This is a genomic window from Phycicoccus sp. 3266, assembly GCF_031456495.1.
GTDB lineage: Bacteria > Actinomycetota > Actinomycetes > Actinomycetales > Dermatophilaceae > Pedococcus.
Map to the genome: position 1 here is coordinate 1,918,951 of NZ_JAVDUW010000001.1, position 20,036 is coordinate 1,938,986.

The window sequence follows — 20,036 nt, forward strand, 5'->3', positions numbered from 1 at the left end:
TTCGCGGTATGCCGGGGGGCGCCGCGGACCCGCCCCGTTCCCCGCGGAGCGGCTGGACGGCGCTGTCGGGGACGTGGTGACGAGCGACACCCCGCGGGGCGGTACCGCGCCTACCGGTCGGTAACTAGGCTCGACGGCCATGACGACCCTTGCAGGCAGGACGATCCTCATGTCCGGCGGGAGCCGCGGCATCGGCCTCGCGATCGCGGTGCGCGCCGCCCGTGACGGCGCGAACGTCGCCCTGGTCGCCAAGACCGACCGGCCCGACCCGCGCCTGGCCGGCACGATCCACACCGCCGCCGGAGCGATCCGCGAGGCCGGGGGCAACGCCCTGCCGATCGTGGGCGACATCCGCGACGACGCCACCATCGCCGACGCGGTCGAGCGGACCGTGGCCGAGTTCGGCGGGATCGACGTGGTCGTCAACAACGCCAGCGTCCTCAACCTGAGCCCGACCGCCGACCTCGACCCGAAGAGGTACGACCTCATGCAGGACGTCAACGTGCGCGGCACCTTCATGCTGACCCGGGGCGCCATCCCGCACCTGCTCGCCAGCCCCGACCCCAAGGTGCTCACCCTGAGCCCGCCCATCAACCTGGACCCGCGCTGGTTCGCCGGGCACCCGGCATACACGATGGCGAAGTACGGCATGACGATGGCGGCCCTCGGCTTCGCCCACGAGCTGGGGCAGAAGGGCGTCTCCTCCACCTGCCTGTGGCCGGCGACGCTCGTCGCCACCGACGCGATCGGCAACCTGCCCGGCGGCGACCAGATGGTGGCGGTGAGCCGCAAGCCCGACATCGTGGCCGACGCGGCGTACGCGGTGCTCACCACCGACGGCCAGGAGCTCAACGGGCAGACGCTCATCGACGAGGACCTGCTGCGCGAGCGCGGCGTCACCGACTTCGCGGCCTACTCCATGACCGGTCGCGACGAGGGCCTGGCCCCGGACATCTTCCTGTCCTGACACGGGGCTTGTCCGGCCGCGCCCGGCGCGGTGGGATGGCCCCATGACATCGCTGTCGCACGCCGTGGGCGAGACCGAGCCCGCCCTGCTCGAGCAGACCATCCCCGACAACCTCGACGCGACCGTGGCCCGGTTCGGCGAGCGCGAGGCCCTCGTCGACGTGCAGCAGGGCATCCGGTGGACGTATGCCGAGTTCGCCGGCCAGGTGGACCGGCTCGCCCGCGCGCTGCTCGCCGCCGGCGTGACCACGGGCGAGCGGGTCGGCATCTGGTCGCCGAACCGTGCCGAGTGGACGGTCGTCCAGTACGCGACGGCGACGATCGGCGCGATCCTGGTCAACATCAACCCGGCCTACCGGACGCACGAGCTCGACTACGTGTTGGGGCAGGCGGGCATCACGCGGGTCTTCCTCGCCGACTCGTTCAAGACCAGCGACTACGTCGCGATGCTGGCTGAGGTGCGGGACAACCGGCCCGACGTCAGCGATGCCTGGGTCTTCGGGCAGCAGTCGTGGGACGACCTGCTCGCCCGGGCCGACGAGGTGACGGCCGAGCAGGTCGCCGAGGTGCAGCGAGGCCTCGACCCGGGCGACGCCATCAACATCCAGTACACGTCCGGGACGACGGGCTTCCCCAAGGGCGCCACCCTGAGCCACCGCAACATCCTCAACAACGGCTACTTCGTCGGCGAGCTGTGCCGCTACACCGAGGCCGACCGGATCTGCATCCCCGTGCCGTTCTACCACTGCTTCGGCATGGTCATGGGCAACCTCGCGGCCACGACCCACGGCGCCTGCATGGTGATCCCCGCTCCCGGGTTCGACCCGGCGGCGACCCTCAAGGCGACCGCCGACGAGAAGTGCACCAGCCTCTACGGCGTCCCCACGATGTTCATCGCGGAGTGGGCGCTCGCCGACCACGCGGCATACGACCTGTCCTCTGTGCGCACCGGGATCATGGCCGGGTCCCCGTGCCCCGCGACGATGATGCAGAAGCTCATCGACGCCGGCATCGACGAGATGACCATCTGCTACGGCATGACCGAGACGTCGCCGGTGTCGACCCAGACGCGCGTGGACGACTCGTTCGAGCACAAGGTCGGCACGGTCGGGCGGGTCATGCCGCACCTGGAGATCAAGGTCGTCGACCCGGTGTCGGGCGAGACGGTCCCGCGCGGGGAGCCCGGCGAGTTCTGCACCAAGGGGTACTCGGTGATGCTCGGGTACTGGGAGCAGCAGGACAAGACCGACGAGGTGCTGCAGGACGGCTGGATGCACACCGGCGACATCGCGGTCATGGACGAGGGCGGCTACGTCCAGATCACCGGCCGGATCAAGGACATGGTGATCCGCGGTGGGGAGAACATCTACCCGCGCGAGATCGAGGAGTTCCTCTACACCCACCCGGACGTGCTCGACGCCCAGGTGATCGGGGTGCCGGACGAGCGGTACGGGGAGGAGCTGTGCGCGTGGATCCGGATGCGCGAGGGGGCGCAGCCGCTCGACGCCGAGGGGGTGCGCGCGTTCGCCACCGGGAAGCTCGCGCACTACAAGATCCCGCGCTACGTCATGGTCGTCGACGAGTTCCCGATGACGGTCACCGGCAAGGTCCGCAAGGTCGAGATGCGCGAGAAGACGGTCGCAGACCTCGGCCTGCACGCCTGACCGCAGGACACGCAGGAGCCCGGCACCCCCTCCGGTGTGCCGGGCTCCTGCGTTCGTGGTCAGGCGCGAACCGGTCGTCCGCCGGTCGGGTGGCTCGGCCACCAGAACCGCTCGCCCAGGAGGCTGACCAGTGCCGGCACCAGGATGCTGCGCACGACGAGCGTGTCGAGCAGGACACCGAAGCCGACGATGACGCCGATCTGGGCCAGCTGCACCAGCGGCAGCACGCCGAGCACCGCGAACACCGCCGCGAGCAGGATGCCCGCGCTCGTGATGACGCCACCGGTGACGGCCAGCGCCCGCACGATCGCCTCCCGGGCCGGAGCACCCTCCGAGGCCTCCTCGCGGGCGCGGGTCGCGACGAAGATGTTGTAGTCGACGCCGAGGGCCACCAGGAACAGGAACGCCAGGAGCGGCGTGCTGACGGCCAGCGGCGGGTAGTCGAGCAGGTGCTGGAACGCGAACCAGCTCGCACCCAGGCTCGCCACGTAGGTCGCGACGACGGTGGTCACGAGGACCAGCGCGGCGACCACCGAGCGCAGCAGCAGCAGGAGCACCACCACGACGATCCCCAGGATCAGGGGGAACAGGACCACGCGGTCCCGGTCCGCGGTCGTCTTGGCGTCCAGGGCCTCCGCGTCGCTGCCGCCGACGAGGGCGTCCGCGCCCGGGACGGCGTGGACCGCGGCCCGCAGCGCCTTCACCTGGTCGAACGCCTTGGTCGTCCCGGGGGACGCGTCGAGGACGGCGCTGAGCTCGACGAGCCGGTCGTCGCCACCGGCCTGCCGGACGTCCTTGACGCCGTCGACCCCCTTGGCCGCCTCGGTCACGGCACCGGCGGCCGACGCCTTGGTGATGATGGTGGCGGGCTCGCTCGTGCCGGCCGGGAAGGCGGCGGCGAGCTGCTCCTGTCCGACGACGGCCTCGGGCTTCTTGAGGAACTGCTCGTTCGGGGACTGGCCCACCGACAGGCTGAGGCCGCCGAGGGCGAGGACGACGAGCACCGCCACCGAGGAGACGGCCACGACCACGGGCCGCCCGGTCACCGCGTCGCCGAGGCGGCGCCACACACCGGCGTGGCTGGGGTCGAGGGTGCCCACGCGCGGGACGAACGGCCAGAAGAGCCGGCGCCCGAACAGGACCATCGCGGCGGGCAGGACGAGCAGGGCGTAGAGGAGGGCCACCACGATGCCCAGCGCGCCGGCATACCCCAGCGACCGCGCGAAGGGGTCGTCGGCGAGGCCGAGGCTGAGCAGCGCCAGGGTGACCGTGCCGCCGCTGGCCAGGATGGCGGGCGCGGCCGAGCGGAGCGCCGCGCGCATCGCCTCGTGGCGGTCCTCGGTCCGGCGCAGCTCCTCGCGGTAGCGGGCGATGAGCAGCAGCGCGTAGTTGGTCCCGGCGCCGAAGACCAGGACGGACGTGATGCCGGTGACCGCGCCGTCGGCGCGGACGTCGCTGATGCGCGACAGGACGGTGAGCGCCTTGCTCGCGACCTGGTCGCCGGTGCCGACGACCGTCAGGGGCACGAGCCACAGCCACGGGCTGCGGTAGGTGATGAGGAGCAGGACGGCGACCACGGCAGCCGTGGCACCGAGCAGGCGGATGTCGGCGCCCTCGAACACCGCACCGATGTCGGCACCGAACGCCGGTCCACCGGTGACGGTCGCGGTCAGGCCCGCAGGCAGGCCCTCACGGACGGCGGAGCGCAGTGCCGCCACGGCGTCGGAGTTGGCGCCGTCCGGCAGGTCGGCCTTGAGCGGCACGATGACGAGCGCGGTGCCCTTGTCCGCCGACAGCTGCGGCGGGATGGCGCCCGCCGGGGCTCCGCCCGATCCGGCCGGGGCGCCGCTGGCGCCCTGGTCGCCCGCGCCCGGGGCCCACTGCTTCACCGCTGCCACGCCCCGGTCGCGGGACGCCTCGACGGCCTTGACGTCGACCTCACCGGAGGCCGCCTTGTAGACGACGATCGCCGGGGTGACGCCGCTGGAGGGGAGCTTCTCGCGCAGGGCGTTGACCTGGGCGGCCTCGGCGCTGTCGGGCAGCGACGCGGCGGTCGTCGACACCGCCTCGGGCTCACCGGCGAAGGCGAACGCCGCCCCGGAGACCAGGATCGCGACCACGACGACGAGCCACTTCACCCGCGGCCCGACGAGCCCTCCGAGGGCCCGGCCGGCGGGGGAGAAGAACCCGTGGGGGTCCCGGCCCTGCTGCTTGTCTCCACTCTGGAACATTTCCATGGTGGAAATACTAGACTGTCCCCGTGACCTATCGCGACCCGACGCCTCCAGCGGCCATGGAGGCGGCCATCATCGAGCGGCTCCGCGAGTTCACGACCGCCATGGACCACTACATCGACGCGCACGGCGGCCGGCACGGGCTGCACCGCACCGACCTCAACGCGCTCGGCCACGTGATGGACGCCAGCCGGCGCGGAGAGGACCTCGGCCCGGGTGAGCTCGCCGCCGCCCTCAACCTCAGCGCGCCTGCCACGTCCGCCCTCCTCGCCCGGCTCGAGGGCGTCGGCCACGTCCAGCGCCGGCACAGCGCCACCGACCGCCGGCGCGTGTCGATCGAGATGACCGACGAGGCGATGCAGGTCGGCCGGGACGTGTTCGCCCCCATCGGTGGCGCGATCCGCGACGTCATCGCCGGCTTCACCCCCTCGGAGCGCGAGGTCGTGCTGCGCTTTCTCAGCGAGGTCGTCGACCGCACCAACGCCGCGGCTCGGCAGACCCCGCCGGACCCGGCCGCCGGCTGACCGGGCTCCCGGGCTCGGCCCTCACCGGCCCTCCGCGCCCGTGACCTGCGCGTATGCCGCGAGCCCCCGCTCCGCTCGGCATGCCAGTACGCGGGTTCGGGGCTACGTTCGAAGGTGCGGTCGGCACCCCGGCCGCAGGGACCAGGAGGTCGGGATGGACACCAGCACCATCATCTGGATCATCGTCGCGGTCGTCGTCGTGCTGATCGTGGCGGCGCTGATCGCGCGGCGGTCGTCGGCGCGTCGCGTCGAGGCGCAGCGCGCCGAGGCGGACAGCATTCGCGAGGAGGCGCGCGAGCACGACCGCGAGCTGCGGGCCCGTGAGGCGCGCGCCGAGGAGACCGAGGCGCAGGCCGCGGCGGCGCGTGCGGAGGCCGACCGCAAGGCGGCGGAGGCCAAGCGGCTCGAGGCCGAGGCGGAGCGGCACGGCCAGGGCGCCGAGGAGGTGCGCGCCGTCCGCGACGAGCACCTGCGCCGCGCCGAGGAGCGGGACCCCGACGTCGACACCGACGAGCGGTACCGCGACGACGACACGGCGGACGCCGACGAGGTCGACCGCGCCCCGCTGGGCCGCCGCTCCGAGGTGGACGGCTCCGACCCGGTGGTCTCGCCCGCCGCCACCGGCGCCCGGGACGGCCGCGAGGGCGACTACGGCCGCGAGGGCGACTACCGCCGCGACTGACCCGCAGGCGCCCGGGGCAGGGGCGGTGGAATGTCTTGACGCCGGTCGGCGTTGGCGAGGATAGTTGAATTTGAAACTATCCGATGGAGGGACCATGCCAGCCGTCACCGTCTCCGACCTCACCGTCCTGCCCCGGGTGCCCAGCCCGTCGCCGGCCGCGACGTCGCGACCCGTGCGTTCGATCACCAGCGCGCCCGGTGGCGTCGAGGGCGAGGGCTTCCCGGTGAAGCGCGCCTTCGCCGGCGTCGACCTGCGCGACCTCGACCCGTTCATCCACATGGACGAGATGGGCGAGGTCGAGTACGCCCCGGGTGAGCCCAAGGGCACGCCGTGGCACCCCCACCGCGGCTTCGAGACCGTCACCTACATCATCGACGGCATCTTCGACCACCAGGACTCCTTCGGTGGCGGCGGCACGATCACCAACGGCGACACCCAGTGGATGACCGCCGGCTCGGGGATCCTGCACATCGAGGCCCCGCCGGAGCACCTCGTCGCCAGCGGCGGCCTGTTCCACGGCTTCCAGCTGTGGGTGAACCTGCCGCGCGTCGACAAGCTCAAGCCCCCGGCATACCAGGACCTGCGCTCCTCCGAGGTCGGGCTCCTGACCTCCGCGGACGGCGGCGCGCTGCTGCGCGTCATTGCCGGTGAGGTCGGCGGCGTGACCGGGCCCGGCTCGACGCACACGCCGATGGCGATGGTGCACGCGACCGTCGCCCCCGGCGGCGAGGTCGTCCTGCCGTGGCGCAGCGACTTCAACGCCCTCGTCTACGTCATGAGCGGCGACGGCTTCGTCGGCCCGGACCAGTCGCCGATCGGCACCGGCCAGCTGGCCGTGCTCGGCGCAGGCGACACCCTGCGGCTGTCCTCGGCGCGCACCCAGCAGGAGCGGTATGCCGCGGGGCTCGAGGTGCTCGTGCTCGGCGGCCGGCCGATCCGCGAGCCCGTCGCGTGGGCCGGGCCGTTCGTCATGAACAACCGGGCCGAGCTCGTCCAGGCCTTCGAGGACTACCAGTCCGGTCGCCTCGGCCAGCCCGTCCCGCACGGCGACGTGGGCGGCGCCACCTCCTGACCTCGGCCCTCGGGCGCTCTGGGACCCGGGGACTTCGAACTTGGGGGTCGGATCGTGCGGCATGTCGCACGATCCGACCCCCAATCCGTGTCGTGGCGGCCCCCGCACCCTTCCCGAGGTCTCAGGGTCCGGCCTGCCCCCGAGGAGCCTCCGGTGGCGACGTCGGTATCAATACGATACGCTTCGTATCGTAACGAGAGGAGGCGAGCACAGATGACCCGGACCATGACTCGCACCCGCGCGGAGCACCGCACCCGCGCGGAGCACCGCGCCCGCGCCGCCCACGAGGGCCGGCGCTACCCCCATGACTACCTGCACACCGACCGCACCTACGAGCAGTCGCAGCGTGACATCGGCGGCAGCCTGTTCCTCGGCGCCGTGACGCTCATCGCCCTGATGGCGCTCATCGTGACCGGCCTGCTGTTCTAGCGGCCGACCGCCCCCGCGCACGCCGAAGCACGACGACGCACGACGAAGCCCCCGCCCGACTGTCTCGGGTGGGGGCTTCGTCGTCGCTGGCCTGCGGGGGTGTCCGCCTACGACTCGGGCAGGGCCGCGAAGGTCGCCTTGGCGTCGCGGTACCAGCCGAGCGACCGCTTCGGGTGGCGCCAGCGGCCCTTCATGTCCTCGCGGGCCGGCAGGTGGGCCGCGTCGCCCGCCCTCTCGGCGTCCCGGAGGTGCCGGTCCTGGGCCTTGATGACCTCGTCGGCGGTCTCGCCGCGGTGCTCGAGCTCGCAGGGGCCGCCGAGCTGGCGGCAGGTCATGGTCTTCATCGCTTCTCCTCCGGCCGGGTGGCCTTGGTGTCGGGTGCGTGGTCCTTCTGCCTGGATGACGTCCCGGACGGCGGAAGTGTGACTGCCTCGCGACGCGTCACCCGCGAGAGCACCTCCGGCTCGGCGCGGAACGTGATCTCGGTGACGAGGCCGTCGACGAGGGTGAAGTCGAACAGCACCTTGGCCTCGCCCTGCAGGTACCAGGCGGCGCCGGGACGGTCGTCGACGAGGACGGGCAGGGCCGACTTCGCCGACCCGTTGAAGAAGGTCGCAACCTCCTCGCGCCCCTCGATCCGCTGGGGCGTCCCGGCGAGCACTGCGGCGTCGTCCGCAGTCACCACGGCGTCCGGGGCCAGCAGCTGCACGAGCCGGGTGAAGTCCCCCTGCCGCGCAGCGGACAGGAACGCGTCGACGACCTCCCAGTCGGCCAGCGCGTCCTCCGCCGCGGGCTGGCGCACCTTGGCCCGCGCGCGGGAGGCGAGCTTGCGCGCTGCCGCCGGGGTGCTGTCGAGCACCGCGGCGATCGTGGCGAACTCGAAGCCGAACGTGTCGTGCAGGACGAACGCCACCCGCTCCTGCGGCGTCAGCCGGTCGAGGACGACCTGCAGGGCCACCCCGACGGTGTCGGCGAGCACCACGTCGTCCGCGGGGTCGGGGGCCCGCTCGACCACCTCGACCTCGGGCACGGGCACCGAGCGCCGGGCCCGCAGCCGGTCGAGGCACAGGCGCGTCGTCACGGTGGTCAGCCAGGCGGGCAGGTTCTCGATGTCGCCGCCGGCGGCGTCCAGCCGCAGCCACGCCTGCTGGACCACGTCCTCCGCCTCGGCCGGGTCGGTCAGCACCCGGGCAGCGAGCCCCACCAGCCGCGGCCGCTCGGCCACGAAGATCTCCGTCCGGTCCACGACCCGACCCTTCCACGAAACGACGCTGTCACCCCACCGACGCACCACGTGCCGCGGATGTGACGGCGTGGGGCTGAGCGGCGTCCCACGACGTCCGGACCGTGGACGCGGCACGCGACCGTGCTCACAAAGCCGCCACTCTCGGACGCCCAGCCCATAGGTTTGGGCGCGTCACGGCCTTCCAACGACGGGAGCAACAGTGCGGATCGGTGTCCCTGCGGAGTCCAAGCCGGGTGAGACCCGGGTCGCCGCCACGCCCAAGACGGTCGGGCAGCTCGTCGGCCTCGGGTACGACGTCGTCGTCGAGCGGGGTGCCGGCACGCGTGCCTCCTTCCCCGACGAGGCGTATGCCGCCGCCGGCGCCACCTGCGTCGGCGCCGACGAGGCGTGGGCCTCCGACGTGGTACTCAAGGTCAACGCCCCGGACGAGGCCGAGGTCGCACGCCTGCAGGCGGGCACCCTCCTCGCCTGCCTGCTGTCGCCGGCGCTGCGCCCCGACCTCGTCGAGCAGCTCACGGCCGCCGGCGTCACCGCGCTCGCGATGGATGCCGTCCCGCGCATCTCCCGGGCGCAGTCGCTCGACGTCCTCTCGTCCATGGCGAACATCGGCGGCTACCGCGCGGTCATCGAGGCGGCGCACGAGTTCGGCTCGCTGTTCACCGGCCAGGTCACCGCGGCGGGCAAGGTGCCGCCCGCAACGGTGCTCGTCGTGGGTGCCGGTGTCGCGGGGCTCGCCGCCATAGGCACGGCCAACAGCCTCGGCGCCGTGGTGCGCGCGTTCGACGCCCGCTCCGAGGTCGGCGAGCAGGTCGAGTCGATGGGCGCGACGTTCCTGCGGATCGACGTCGAGGACGAGGGCCCGTCGGCGACCGGCTACGCCAAGGAGATGGGCGAGGACTTCAACCGCAAGGCCGCCGAGCTCTACGCCCAGCAGGTCCGCGAGGTCGACATCGTCATCACCACCGCCCTCATCCCCGGCCGGCCCGCGCCCCGCCTCATCACCGAGGAGATGGTCGCCACGATGAAGCCCGGGTCGGTCGTGGTCGACATGGCAGCCGCCAACGGTGGCAACGTCGCCGGCGCCGTCGCCGACCAGCTCGTGACGACGGCGAACGGCGTCAGGATCATCGGCTACACCGACCTCCCCGGGCGGTTGCCGACCCAGGCCAGCCAGCTCTACGGCACCAACCTCGTCAACCTGCTCAAGCTCCTCACCCCCGGCAAGGACGGCCGCGTCGTCCTCGACCTCGACGACGTCGTCCAGCGCGGCATGACCGTCTGCCGCGACGGTGAGACCCTGTGGCCGCCGCCCCCGGTGCAGGTGAGCGCCGTACCCGCGGCGCCCGCCGCGAAGGCGCCCGAACCCGCGGCCCCCAAGCCACCACCGGACCCCCGGCGCCGGTATGCCGTGATGGCTCTGGCCGCGGTCCTGTTCGGCCTCGTCGCCGCGAACTCCCCGTCGGTGTTCCTCGGCCACTTCACCGTCTTCGCGCTCGCCGTCATCGTCGGGTTCTACGTCATCTCCAACGTCGCCCACGCCCTGCACACGCCGCTGATGTCGGAGACCAACGCGATCAGCGGCATCATCCTCGTCGGCGCGATCCTGCAGGTCGGCAGCGGCGACGCGGTCGTGCGCACCATCGCCCTGGTCGGCATCGTCATCGCGAGCATCAATATCTTCGGTGGCTTCGCGGTGACCGGCCGCATGCTCCAGATGTTCCGGAAGGACTGAGGCGCCATGACCGACAACGTGGTGCAGGCGGCATACATCGTCTCGGCCGTCCTCTTCGTCCTCTCCCTCGCCGGGCTCTCGAAGCACGAGAAGGCCAAGGAGGGCAACGCGTTCGGCATCGCCGGCATGGTGATTGCGCTGGTGGCCACCCTCTGGCTCTCGGCGTCGCGGTCGGAGAACGCCCTCGTCACGATCCTGCTGGTCCTCGTGGCCATGGCGGTCGGCGGCTCGATCGGGCTGTGGCGGGCGCGCGTCGTCGAGATGACCCAGATGCCCGAGCTCGTCGCGATGCTGCACTCGTTCGTCGGCCTCGCCGCGGTGCTCGTCGGCTTCAACTCGTTCGCCGAGGGTGGCGAGGCCGGGACGGGCGAGACCATCCACCTCGTCGAGGTGTTCCTCGGCGTTTTCATCGGCGCCGTCACCTTCACCGGGTCGATCGTGGCGTTCCTCAAGCTGTCGGCGCGGATCAAGTCCTCGCCGCTGATGCTGCCGGCCCGCCACTGGCTCAACCTGGCGGCCCTGGTCGTCTCGGCCGGCCTGCTGGTGTGGTTCGTGGTGTCCGGGTCCATCGTCCCGCTGCTGGTCATGACGGTCATCGCGCTGGCCTTCGGCTGGCACCTCGTCGCCTCCATCGGCGGCGGCGACATGCCGGTCGTGGTGTCGATGCTCAACAGCTACTCCGGCTGGGCCGCGGCCGCCGCCGGCTTCATGCTCGGCAACGACCTGCTCATCGTCACCGGCGCCCTCGTCGGCTCCTCCGGTGCGATCCTCAGCTACATCATGTGCCGGGCGATGAACCGTTCGTTCTTCTCGGTGATCGCGGGCGGGTTCGGCCAGGAGGTCGCGGTCGGCGCCGACACCGACTACGGCGAGCACCGCGAGACCACCGCCGAGGACGTCGCCGAGCTGCTGCGCGACGCGTCGTCCGTGGTCATCACCCCGGGCTACGGCATGGCGGTGGCCCAGGCGCAGTACCCCGTCGCGGAGCTCACCAGCCAGCTGCGCAAGAAGGGCGTCAACGTCCGGTTCGGCATCCACCCGGTCGCCGGCCGCCTGCCCGGGCACATGAACGTCCTGCTCGCCGAGGCGAAGGTGCCCTACGACATCGTGCTCGAGATGGACGAGGTCAACGACGACTTCCCCGACACCGACGTCGTCCTCGTCATCGGCGCCAACGACACCGTGAACCCGTCAGCGTCCGAGGAGCCGTCCAGCCCCATCGCGGGCATGCCGGTGCTGGAGGTCTGGAAGGCGCGCAACGTGGTCGTCTTCAAGCGGTCCATGGCGACGGGGTATGCCGGGGTGCAGAACCCGTTGTTCTTCAAGGAGAACAGCGCGATGCTCTTCGGCGACGCCAAGGAGCGCGTCGAGGACATCATCAAGGCGCTCTAGCGGTCGGACCACTCCTGCGGCCCCGGGTGGCCGGGCTCGGCGACCACGCAGAGCTCGTTGCCCTCGGGGTCGGCCATGACCTGCCACCAGACGCCCACGGTCTCGAGCAGGTCGACGACCGGGTCCCCGAGCCGCCGGCCGCCGAGGTCCTCCAGCCGCGAGACCAGCCCGGGCAGCCCCAGGTCGAGCGGCGGGTGGACGTCGACGTGCATGCGGTTCTTGCCGCGCCGGTCCTCCGGGACCTGCTGGAGGATGAACACCGGGCCCCTCGGCTCGCCCTCGTCGGGGCGCAGGACGACGAAGCCGGGCAGCTCGGAGGCGACGCGGTAGCCCATCGCCGCGGACCAGAACGGTGTCAGGGCCTGGGCGTCGAGGCAGTCGAGGACGACCGACAGGTGCATGTCAGGTGCCGGACAGGCTGGGGACCTCACCCTCGCGGGCCCGGCCGGCGAGGCGGCTGTTCCGGTAGCTGTACGCGAAGTAGATGACGAACCCGAGGGCCATCCAGACGAGGAAGCGGATCCAGGTCTCGACCGACAGGTTGAGCATGAGGTACAGCGAGGCCAGCGCCGCGAAACCGGGCAGCCACGGCGACAGCGGCACCCGGAAGGCGCGCTGGATGTCCGGACGGCGCCGGCGCAGGATCGGCACCGCGAGCGAGACGAGGGTGAACGCGGCCAGCGTGCCGATGTTCACCATCTCCTCGAGGTCGACGTGGTTGCCGACGTACCCCGCGATGACCGCGACGATGGCGCCGACGAGCACGGTGATCCGGATCGGGGTGCCGGTGCGGGGGTTCGTGCGGCCGAGGCCGGAGGGCAGGAGCCGGTCGCGGCACATGGCGAACAGCACCCGGGTCGCGCCGATGATGAGCGTCATCACGACCGTCGTGAGGCCGGCGACCGCGCCGCACGAGATGACCGTCGCGTACGCCGACTTGCCGACGTCCTTGAAGGCAGTGGCGAGGGCGGCGTCCGGGTCGATCTTGTCGTACTTGACCATGCCGGTGATGACGAAGGCGACGGCGACGTAGAGGATCGTGCAGATCACGAGCGAGGCGATGATGCCGATCGGCAGGTCGCGCTGCGGGTTCTTGGCCTCCTCGGCGGTGGTGGCGACCACGTCGAAGCCGATGTAGGCGAAGAAGACGATGCCGGCGCCGGCGAAGATGCCGCCGAGGCCGTACGTCGACGGGGTGAAGCCGAGCAACGCCTGGATGAGCGGCTGGGTGAGCCCGGACGCGGACTCGCCCGCCTTGGCCGGCGGCACGAACGGGGTGTAGTTCGCCGTCTTGATGTACGCGATTCCCGCGACGATGACGAACAGCACGATGAAGAGCTTGATCGCGACGAGCACGAGGTTGACCCGCATCGACTCCTTGATGCCCCACGCGACGAGCGCGGTGAGGACCGCGACGAGCAGGAACGCCAGGAGGTTGAACTGCCCGCCCGGGTTGTCCTTGGTGAGCGGCGCCAGGGACGAGGGCAGGTGGATCCCGACGTCGTTGAGCAGCAGGTTCGCGTAGGAGGACCAGCCCTGCGACACCACGCCCGCGCCGAGCGCCAGCTCGAGCAGCAGGTCCCAGCCGATGATCCACGCCACGATCTCGCCGAGCGACGCGTACGAGAACGTGTAGGCCGAGCCCGACACCGGCACGGTCGACGCGAACTCGGCGTAGCACAGGGCGGCGAGGCCGCAGACGACTGCGGCCACGACGAACGAGATCGTGATCGCCGGCCCGGCATACGCCTGCGCGGCCTTGCCGGTGAACGTGAAGATGCCGGCACCGATGATGACGCCGATGCCGAACACCGTCAGGTCGAGCCACGACAGGCTCTTCTTGAGGGCGAACTCCGGGTCGTCGGTCTCGCTGATGGACTGTTCGACCGACTTGGTCCGCATCACGGACATGGGCACGACCTCCAGTGGCTCGGCGGCGGGGCGACGGCGTCGTGCCCCGGTTGGCCGACCACGCTAGCGCTCGTCGTCCTCCCGGGCGCGGCGACGACGCAGGGGGATCGGCCCGGTGTCGGCGCTGCGGTCGCGGGCCCGCAGGTCGGGCGAGCGGTAGAGGGTGTCGCCCTGGTCGCCGCTCGACGGGCCGGGGTCCCCCGCCGCGGGGTGCGCCGGGGTGTGCCGCGGGGAGTTCCAGCCCGCGTACGGGTCGGGCAGGTCCGCGCGGACCGGCACCGGCTCGGTCCACGGCTCGTCCACCCACGGTTCCTGCGGCGGCGGCTCGTCCCACTGTTCGTCCCACGGCTGGCCGGGACCGCCCCACGGGGCGCCGCGGCCCTGGTCGCGCCCGGAGCCACGGAACATCTCCGCGCAGATGACGCGGTAGTTGTGGTCGGGCTGGGGGACCCAGTTGACCTCGTGCAGGGCCTGTTCCTGGCCGGCGGACTCCATGACGAAGCGGCCGTAGCCCAGCAGCCGGCCGGGGACCGACCGCTCGTAGGACATGTCCGTGACCTTCATGAGCGGCATCATCGCCACCTTGCGGGTGATGAAGCCGTAGAAGAGGAGCAGGCGCTTGTCGGTCGCGACGAACCAGTCGTGCCGCCACTCGGCCACGCGGTAGGTCATCCGCGCCACCAGGGCGAACCAGAGCCACCACATGCCGGTGGCCACCCACCCGACCGACGCCGGGATCCGCGCGTCGAGCCACAGCGCGAGCACCGCGCCGACGAGGACGCTGCCGACCGGCTCGGCCACCTTGCCCCAGTGCTGGTGGACCGCCGTGACGAGCCGCTCGCCGTCGAGCAGGTACCGGTCGAGCTCGGCGTGCCGGCGCGGCTGGGCCAGGGGGCCGGGCTCGGGGAGGCTCACGGCCGCGGCCTGCTACCGGCCGAGGAGCGAGTCGAAGAAGGTTCCGATGCCCCGGGCCCCGTCGGCGAGGATCGAGCCGGACGTCTTGACGATGTCGGCGGCCTGGTGCGGGGACGTGATGATCGCGTAGGCGGCGAACGCGACGAGGACCCAGACCAGGATCTTCTTTGCGCGCTGCATGGACACTCCTCGGGCGTGGGGACCGGTCCGCCCGAGCGGGCACACCTCCATCCCATCGTGCCCGACGGGGTCGTCCGTTCGGTGGAGGCGCGCCAGGCCCGTTCGGCCGAGTCCGGTGGGTCGGGCGGGGGCCGTGACGCGGTGGTCGGGCCCGGGCCGGAACCCGGTGCGGTCAGACCAGGCCGTAGAGGCGGTCGCCCGCGTCGCCGAGCCCCGGGACGATGTAGCCCTTGTCGTTGAGCCGCTCGTCCATGGCGCCGGTGACGATGGTGACCGGGATGTCGAGGTCGGCGAGCGACTCCTCGACGTGCTTGACGCCCTCGGGGGTGGCCAGCAGGCACACGGCCGTGATGTCGTCCGCGCCCCGGTCGGCGAGGTAGCGGATGGCGTCGGCGAGGGTGCCGCCGGTCGCGAGCATGGGGTCGACGACGTAGCACTGGCGGCCGCGCAGGTCGTCGGGCAGGCGGTTCGCGTAGGTGATGGCCTCGAGCGTCTCCTCGTTGCGCTGCATGCCCAGGAAGCCGACCTCGGCGCTCGGCAGCAGCCGCACCATGCCCTCGAGCATCCCGAGCCCGGCGCGCAGGATCGGCACGATGAGCGGCTTGGGGTTGGACAGCTTGATCCCCGTGGTGGGCGCGACGGGGGTCTCGATGTCGAACGGCTCGACGCGCACGTCCCGGGTCGCCTCGTACGCGAGCAGGGTCACCAGCTCCTCGGTCAGCCGCCGGAAGGTGGGGCTGTCCGTCCGCTTGTCACGCAGGTAGGTCAGCTTGTGCGTGATGAGGGGGTGGTCGGCAACGTGGACGCGCATAGGCGAAACTTAGCGCGTGACCTCCACCCGCGGCCCGGCGCCCGACGGCAGGTATGCCGCGTGGATGGGCGAGGCACTCGACCTCGCGGCGCAGGCCGCCCTGGAGGGCGACGTGCCCGTGGGCGCGGTCGTCGTGGACGCAGCCGGTGAGGTGGTCGGACGCGGCCGGAACCTGCGCGAGGTCGAGCACGACCCGACGGCGCACGCCGAGGTGGTGGCGCTGCGCGAGGCCGCCGCGCGCCGGGGGGAGTGGCGGCTGGAGGGGTGCACCCTCGTCGTGACCCTGGAGCCCTGCCCCATGTGTGCGGGCGCGCTGCTCCTGTCCCGGGTGGACCGGCTCGTGCTGGGCGCCTGGGACCCGAAGCTGGGCGCGACGGGCTCGGTGTGGGACCTGGTCCGGGACCGGCGGGCCAACCACTTCGTCGAGGTCGTCGGCGGGGTGCGCGAGCAGGAGTGCTCGGCCCTGCTGCTCGACTTCTTCACCAGCCACCGAGAGGCAGCCCGGTCGTGAGCGGACTCGTCAGCAGCCTGGTCGACACGGTCCTCGGTGCCCCTCCGTGGCTGGTCTACCTCATCGTCGGCCTCGTCGTGTTCGCCGAGGACGCCCTGTTCGTGGGCTTCGTCCTGCCCGGCGAGACGCTCGCGATCATCGGCGGCGTGACGGCCAGCATCGGCCACACGTCGTTCCCGGTGGTGCTGGTCATCGTCATCCTGTGCGCGGTCGTGGGCGACTCGGTGGGGTACGAGATCGGCAAGCACTTCGGTCCCCGGGTGCTGCAGCTGTCGGTGTTGCGGCGCCGGCGCAAGCGGCTCGACGATGCGCAGGACTTCCTGCGGCGCCGGGGCGGCTCGGCCGTCTTCCTCGGCCGCTGGACCGCGTTCTTCCGTGCGGTCATGCCGGCGCTCGCCGGCCTGAGCGGTATGCCGTACCGCATGTTCCTGCCGTGGAACGCCGTCGGTGGCATCGCCTGGGGCGCGACCGCCGTCACCGGCGGCTACCTCGCCGGGGAGTCCTACCGCCGTGTGGAGAAGTGGCTCGGGACGGGTGCGGCCGTGGTGGTCGGCGTCATCGTCCTCGTGGCGGTGGTGGTCGTCGTGGTGCGGCGTCGCCGCCGGGAGCGCGCCCGCTCGGCCGGCTGAACGGCATACCCGCGGCGCGGAGGCCTGGAGCGCCGCCGGCGGTGACGTCCACGAGTTCACCTGTTCGTCGCCCGGGCGGGGACCCGGTGTTCACCTCGGCGCGGGAGAACACGGTCGTCCCCCTCGACAGGAGCTCCCATGCGTCGCACCCGCCCCCGCACCCTCGCCGCCACGGCCGTCATGGCCGCCCTCGCCGCCACCGCCCTCTCGTCAGGTCCTGCGCAGGCCGCCGACGGGCAGTCCAAGCCCGGCCACGAGAGCTTCGCCGTGATCGGTGACGTGCCCTACGGCGCCACCCAGGTCGCGAAGTTTCCCGGCTGGGTCGACCAGATCAACGCCGACCCCGACGTCTCCCTCGCCTTCCACGTCGGCGACATCAAGAACGGCTCGACCCGCTGCGACGACGCGTACTACCGGATGATCCGCGCGCAGTTCGACCGGTTCACCGACCCGCTCGTCTACACCCCCGGCGACAACGAGTGGACCGACTGCCACCGCGCCAACAATGGCGCCTACAACCCGCTCGAGCGGCTGGCCTTCGACCGCTCGGTCTTCTTCGACCACCCGGGCACGACCCTCGGGGTACCGGCCAGGGTGTCGGTCGCCGACCCGGCGTTCCCCGAGAACGTCTCGCTGCGGCGCGACGGCGTCGACTTCGCCGCGCTGCACGTCGTCGGCTCGAACAACGACCTGCAGCCGTGGACCGGGATCGGCCAGACGACCGCGACCGCGGAGCAGGTGGCCGAGGAGCGGGCGCGGATGGATGCGTCGATCGCGCTGCTGCGCAACACCTTCGCCGAGGCGCGGCAGCGGCATGACCGGGCCGTCGTCGTGCTCCAGCAGGCCGACATGTTCGACCCGACCTACACGCCGGCTCCCGACGACATCTCGGCGTTCACACCGCTGGTGCAGGCGCTCGTCGACGAGGCCTCGGCCTTCGACGGCGACGTCTACCTCGTCAACGGCGACTCGCACGTCTACAACTACGACCGGCCCCTGGCGCCCGGCTCGGTGTGGCTCGACCGCTACGGGGTCACCGGGTCCGCGTCCAACCTCCAGCGGATCACCGTCGACGGCTCGGACAACAACCGGGACTGGCTCAAGGTCACCGTCAACCGACCGGGCGCCGACCGCGTCCTGAGCTGGGAGCGGGTGCCCTACACGAGCTGAGCAGTGCTCAGGCCGGCTCCGGCTCCGCCTCGCGGGCCGGGGCCGGTTGCGTGTCCGCCCGGACCTTCGGCATGAGCACGCCGGCGGCCACCGTGAGGGCCGCGGCCACCACCACGGCGACGAAGACGGCCCGGCCGGAGGACGTGGCGGTGCCGGGGTCGGTCTCGGGGCGACCGGTGGACGCGACCACGGCGTTCGCGACGGCGCCGAAGACGGCGGCGCCCAGGGCGCTGCCGATGGACCGCGCGAACATGTTGGTGCCGGTCGCCACGCCGCGCTCGTGCCACTCGACGCTCGCCTGGGCCGCGATCAGCGACGGCGTCGCCACCAGGCCCATGCCCATGCCCACCACGAAGCAGGTGACGGCGACGACGAGGACCGAGGGGTGGGCGGACAGCAGCGCGAGCGCGGCGGACCCGAGCAGCACCAGGGCGAGCCCGATGAGGATGGTCGGGCGGAACCCCCAGCGCAGGTAGAACAGCCGGCCGGACACGGTCGCGGCGAGGGGCCAGCCGAGCGTGAGGGCGGCGAGGGCGAGGCCGCCGACGAGCGGGGAGACGCCGAGCGAGTTCTCGAGGTACGTCGGGACGAACGACGTCAGGCCGATGAGGATGACCCCGACCCCGAGCGACAGGGCGGTCGTGGTGACGAGCAGGCGGCGGCTGAGGACCCACAGCGGAAGCACGGGCTCGGCGGCGCGGCGCTCGATCCACGGGAAGAGGGCCAGCAGCGCGGCGCCGGCGGCGAACACCGCGATGCTCGTCGGTGAGGACCAGGCCCAGGCCTGTCCGCCCTCGAGGACGCCGAGGATGACCAGCGCCATCCCGGCCGTCAGCACGGCCGACCCGGCGTAGTCGATCTTGTGGGGCCGCCGCTCGACGGACTCGTGGAAGTCGCGCGCGATGAGGAAGGCGGCCAGCAGGCAGAGCGGCACGTTGACGAAGAAGATCCAGCGCCAGATCCCCAGCTGGGAGAAGACGCCACCGAGGGTCGGCCCGACGACCGACGAGATCGCCCACACGCTGGCGAGGTAGCCCTGGGTGGTCGCCCGCTCCGCCACCGTGTAGATGTCGCCGGCGATGGTGATGGCCATGGGCTGGACCGCGCCCGCGCCCAGGCCCTGCACGGCGCGGAAGGCGATCAGGGCCGGCATGCTCCAGGCGAAACCGCACAGCACGGACCCGGCGAGGAAGAGGCCGATCCCGAGCAGCATGAGGGGCTTGCGGCCGAAGATGTCGGCGAGCTTGGCGTACACCGGGACCGAGACGCCCTGGGCGAGCAGGTACACCGAGAAGAGCCACGGGAACTGGGCGAAGCCGCCGAGGTCGCGGACGATCGACGGCACCGCGGTCGCGAGGATCGTCGCGTCGATCGCGATGAGGCCCGTCGAGACCATGAGGGCCAGCAGGATGGGGCCGCGCTCGGAGCGCAGGCCGACGGCAGCACGGGACGTCGGGGTCACGTCCTGGTTCAAGTCCGCGGCGGGGGCGCCGCATTCCCGGGCGTCCCACGGGCCGGTCCCGGACCGCGGACGGGCAGCGCCGGGGCCCGGCCCGGGGCCGTCCCCGGGTTCGCGTCGGGGCTGCCGGGGCGATTTCGGAACCGGTCCACCCCTCGGGTACCCTGCTCGGCGGTGGCGTGTCCGAGCGGCCTAAGGAGAACGCCTCGAAAGCGTTTGTGGGTGAAAGTCCACCGAGGGTTCAAATCCCTCCGCCACCGCCATATGCACCGAGGGTCCCCGCGAGCTTGCGAGCGGGGGCCCTCGCTGCATGTGGGGACTGGACGACAGGTGGGATGTGGGAGGAGCGCGGGGCCCGGCGAGGAACGAGCCGGAACCCGCGCGACGGCTCCCTCCGCCACCAGCGGACGAGACACCGTCCGCCGGGAGGCGAGGCCCCCGGCATACGCCCTCGGGAGTAGACGGGGCTGCCGCCTGCGGGCGACGCCCCGACGCGCCCACCGCTCGTA

20 protein-coding genes and 1 tRNA gene are annotated in these 20,036 nt (G+C 72.2%); 12 read left to right on the forward strand and 9 right to left on the reverse strand.

The genetic code is table 11. The annotated features are described in order from the left end of the window. The first annotated feature begins 139 nt into the window (after window positions 1-139). Both J2X64_RS09190 and J2X64_RS09195 read left to right on the forward strand, forming a co-directional pair. Entirely contained in the window at window positions 140-967 is an 828-nt protein-coding gene (locus J2X64_RS09190) for an NAD(P)-dependent oxidoreductase (RefSeq protein ID WP_310152726.1), read from the forward strand. Window positions 968-1,010: 43 nt separating this feature from the next. Beyond that, window positions 1,011-2,630 carry an AMP-binding protein gene (locus J2X64_RS09195; RefSeq protein WP_310152729.1) on the forward strand — a complete coding sequence of 540 codons (1,620 nt, stop codon included), beginning with the start codon at window positions 1,011-1,013 and terminating at the stop codon, window positions 2,628-2,630. A gap of 59 nt (window positions 2,631-2,689) precedes the next feature. Here J2X64_RS09195 and J2X64_RS09200 read toward each other — a convergent pair whose 3' ends face one another. Continuing rightward, on the reverse strand, window positions 2,690-4,867 hold the full coding sequence (locus tag J2X64_RS09200; protein WP_310152732.1) for an MMPL family transporter: 2,178 nt from the start codon (window positions 4,865-4,867) through the stop codon (window positions 2,690-2,692). Between the two features lie 23 nt (window positions 4,868-4,890). Here J2X64_RS09200 and J2X64_RS09205 point away from each other — a divergent pair, with 23 nt between their 5' ends. The 4 genes from J2X64_RS09205 (at window position 4,891) to J2X64_RS09220 (ending at window position 7,571) form a co-directional block, all read left to right on the forward strand. After that, on the forward strand, window positions 4,891-5,388 hold the full coding sequence (locus J2X64_RS09205) for a MarR family transcriptional regulator (protein WP_310152734.1): 498 nt from the start codon (window positions 4,891-4,893) through the stop codon (window positions 5,386-5,388). A gap of 154 nt (window positions 5,389-5,542) precedes the next feature. Then, entirely contained in the window at window positions 5,543-6,070 is a 528-nt protein-coding gene (locus tag J2X64_RS09210; RefSeq protein WP_310152736.1) for a hypothetical protein, read from the forward strand. 94 nt (window positions 6,071-6,164) lie between these two features. Beyond that, complete coding sequence (locus tag J2X64_RS09215) at window positions 6,165-7,142, forward strand: pirin family protein (protein WP_310152739.1); 978 nt, start codon at window positions 6,165-6,167, stop codon at window positions 7,140-7,142. A gap of 225 nt (window positions 7,143-7,367) precedes the next feature. After that, on the forward strand, window positions 7,368-7,571 hold the full coding sequence (locus J2X64_RS09220; RefSeq protein WP_310152741.1) for a hypothetical protein: 204 nt from the start codon (window positions 7,368-7,370) through the stop codon (window positions 7,569-7,571). Window positions 7,572-7,678: 107 nt separating this feature from the next. On the opposite strand, the gene J2X64_RS09225 is transcribed toward J2X64_RS09220, so the two are convergent. Together J2X64_RS09225 and J2X64_RS09230 are read right to left on the reverse strand one after the other, a co-directional pair. Then, window positions 7,679-7,915 (reverse strand): DUF1059 domain-containing protein, encoded by a 237-nt coding sequence (locus J2X64_RS09225; RefSeq protein WP_310152744.1) that lies wholly within the window; start codon window positions 7,913-7,915, stop codon window positions 7,679-7,681. Then, the gene (locus J2X64_RS09230) at window positions 7,912-8,817 is read right to left on the reverse strand and encodes a sigma-70 family RNA polymerase sigma factor (RefSeq protein WP_310152747.1); all 906 of its coding nucleotides are present in this window, start codon (window positions 8,815-8,817) and stop codon (window positions 7,912-7,914) included. The genes J2X64_RS09225 and J2X64_RS09230 overlap by 4 nt, the downstream gene beginning before the upstream one ends. Before the next feature lie 199 nt (window positions 8,818-9,016). Between J2X64_RS09230 and J2X64_RS09235 the strand changes: the two genes are divergently transcribed. Beyond that, window positions 9,017-10,549, forward strand: a complete 1,533-nt coding sequence (locus J2X64_RS09235) for a Re/Si-specific NAD(P)(+) transhydrogenase subunit alpha (protein ID WP_310152750.1) — start codon at window positions 9,017-9,019, stop codon at window positions 10,547-10,549. Window positions 10,550-10,555: 6 nt separating this feature from the next. After that, the gene (gene pntB / locus J2X64_RS09240) at window positions 10,556-11,941 is read left to right on the forward strand and encodes a Re/Si-specific NAD(P)(+) transhydrogenase subunit beta (protein ID WP_310152753.1); all 1,386 of its coding nucleotides are present in this window, start codon (window positions 10,556-10,558) and stop codon (window positions 11,939-11,941) included. Here the strand turns inward: pntB and J2X64_RS09245 are convergent. From J2X64_RS09245 to upp, 5 genes are all read right to left on the reverse strand, one after another. Then, entirely contained in the window at window positions 11,938-12,342 is a 405-nt protein-coding gene (locus J2X64_RS09245) for a VOC family protein (protein WP_310152755.1), read from the reverse strand. The genes pntB and J2X64_RS09245 overlap by 4 nt on opposite strands. A 1-nt stretch (window position 12,343) precedes the next feature. After that, window positions 12,344-13,852, reverse strand: coding sequence for an amino acid permease (locus tag J2X64_RS09250; protein ID WP_310152758.1), 1,509 nt, complete (start codon window positions 13,850-13,852; stop codon window positions 12,344-12,346). A 63-nt stretch (window positions 13,853-13,915) separates the two neighbouring features. Beyond that, complete coding sequence (locus J2X64_RS09255; protein WP_310152761.1) at window positions 13,916-14,767, reverse strand: PH domain-containing protein; 852 nt, start codon at window positions 14,765-14,767, stop codon at window positions 13,916-13,918. Between the two features lie 12 nt (window positions 14,768-14,779). Then, window positions 14,780-14,947, reverse strand: a complete 168-nt coding sequence (locus J2X64_RS09260) for a hypothetical protein (protein WP_310152763.1) — start codon at window positions 14,945-14,947, stop codon at window positions 14,780-14,782. Between the two features lie 172 nt (window positions 14,948-15,119). Beyond that, the gene (gene upp, locus J2X64_RS09265; RefSeq protein ID WP_310152766.1) at window positions 15,120-15,758 is read right to left on the reverse strand and encodes a uracil phosphoribosyltransferase; all 639 of its coding nucleotides are present in this window, start codon (window positions 15,756-15,758) and stop codon (window positions 15,120-15,122) included. Window positions 15,759-15,822: 64 nt separating this feature from the next. Between upp and tadA the strand changes: the two genes are divergently transcribed. The 3 genes from tadA to J2X64_RS09280 all read left to right on the forward strand — a co-directional run bounded on the left by tadA (window position 15,823) and on the right by J2X64_RS09280 (window position 18,068). Beyond that, window positions 15,823-16,269 (forward strand): tRNA adenosine(34) deaminase TadA, encoded by a 447-nt coding sequence (gene tadA / locus J2X64_RS09270; RefSeq protein WP_310153198.1) that lies wholly within the window; start codon window positions 15,823-15,825, stop codon window positions 16,267-16,269. Then, a complete protein-coding gene (locus tag J2X64_RS09275; RefSeq protein ID WP_310152769.1) occupies window positions 16,266-16,898 on the forward strand; it encodes a DedA family protein in 633 nt (210 codons plus the stop codon). The genes tadA and J2X64_RS09275 overlap by 4 nt, the downstream gene beginning before the upstream one ends. A 138-nt stretch (window positions 16,899-17,036) precedes the next feature. After that, the gene (locus J2X64_RS09280; protein ID WP_310152771.1) at window positions 17,037-18,068 is read left to right on the forward strand and encodes a hypothetical protein; all 1,032 of its coding nucleotides are present in this window, start codon (window positions 17,037-17,039) and stop codon (window positions 18,066-18,068) included. Window positions 18,069-18,075: 7 nt separating this feature from the next. Here the strand turns inward: J2X64_RS09280 and J2X64_RS09285 are convergent, their stop codons facing one another. Next, on the reverse strand, window positions 18,076-19,530 hold the full coding sequence (locus J2X64_RS09285; protein WP_310152773.1) for an MDR family MFS transporter: 1,455 nt from the start codon (window positions 19,528-19,530) through the stop codon (window positions 18,076-18,078). A gap of 170 nt (window positions 19,531-19,700) precedes the next feature. Here J2X64_RS09285 and J2X64_RS09290 point away from each other — a divergent pair. Next, window positions 19,701-19,790, forward strand: a tRNA-Ser gene (locus J2X64_RS09290). Window positions 19,791-20,036: the final 246 nt, after the last annotated feature.